The 1,409-nt window shown below is 76.8% G+C and carries 1 protein-coding gene; it reads left to right on the plus strand.

Annotated features, from left to right (window positions below; all coding sequences use genetic code 11):
- A partial coding sequence (locus tag G3I42_RS26185) for an ATP-binding protein (protein ID WP_343244670.1) occupies window positions 1-1,409 on the plus strand: 1,409 nt, incomplete at both ends.

Below are 1,409 nucleotides of genomic sequence, written 5' to 3' on the forward strand. Positions count from 1 at the left end.
TCGACCGCGTCGGCGCGCTGCGCACCACGAGCGCCCGCCGCCAGACCGAACTGCGCGGCCTCGTCGACCGCCTGCGGCGCGGCGAACTGCCCCCGGTGCGCGAGGCACCGTCGCGGCCCGACCGCGGCGGCGACGGGCTCGACCTGCTCGCCGACGAGCTCCACCGCTTCCACGACGTCGCCATGGCCTCCGTCGTGCGCGCCTCGCAGCTCTCCAGCCACGCGGGTCACGAACAGAAGGTCGAGGTCTTCGTCAACCTCTCGCGGCGGCTCCAGTCGCTCGTGCACCGGCAGATCCAGGTGCTCGACGAACTGGAGAGCGGCACCGAGGACCCCGCCCTCCTCAAGGGCCTCTTCCACATCGACCACCTCGCGACCCGCACCCGCAGGCACGCCGAGAACCTCGCCGTGCTCGGCGGCTCCGTCTCGCGCCGCCAGTGGAGCACCCCCATCCCGCTCCAGCAGGTGCTGCGCTCGGCGGTCGCCGAGGTCGAGCAGTACCCGCGCGTCCGCCTCGTCCCGCCCGTGGACGGCGCGGTGCACGGCCAGAACGTGGCCGACATCGTCCACCTCATCGCCGAACTCGTCGAGAACGCGACGCTCTTCTCCGCGCCGCACACGCCCGTCCTGCTCCGCGCGGGCCGGGTCGCCGCCGGGCTCGCCGTCGAGATCGAGGACCGGGGCCTCGGCCTCGACCCCGCCGAGCGCCACCGCATGAACACCGTCCTCGCCGACCCCGACCAGGTGAACCTCGCGGGTCTCCTCCAGGACGGCCGCATCGGCCTCTACGTCGTGGCCACACTCGCCCGCCGCCACGGCATCGCCGTCCGCCTCCAGAGCAACATCTACGGGGGAGTCCAGGCCGTCGTCGTCCTGCCCACCGCCCTCCTGGGCGAGGAACCCGCCACCCCGGCACAGGTCGCGGCGGGCGGCGCGGCGGCGGAGGCGGAGCCCGTCGAGGCGGAACTCGTCGAGGACGACGACAGCGCTCCGGCGGGCGGGAGCACCGCGGTGCCCGTGCCGGACGGCGAGGACGAGTCCTCCCGTACGGGCGAGACGCCGCTGCCGGGCGGTACGGACCGGATGCCCCCGGCGGGGGAGCCGGAGCCGGAGCCTGCGCGGGGTGCGGTGCCTGCCCCGGGTGCGACGCCCGTGCCGGGTGAGGCTCGTGAAGCGCCCGCCTCGCCCGAGACGCCCCCCGAGCCGCGTACTCCCGAGCCCCGTACCCCCGACGCCCCGTCCGCCGCCGGGCACCCCCCGCTCCCCGTCCGTGGCACCCTCGACTCGCTCCCCTCCCGCCGCACCCCGCACCCCCGCGTCCCCGAGAATGCCCCGACCGCGCCCGCCCCCGAGCGGACCGCGCCGACCGCCGAGGCCCCCGCGCCGGACGTCCCCGCCGACGCGCCCGCC

This window comes from Streptomyces sp. SID11385 (assembly GCF_010548245.1).
Classification (GTDB): Bacteria; Actinomycetota; Actinomycetes; order Streptomycetales; family Streptomycetaceae; genus Streptomyces.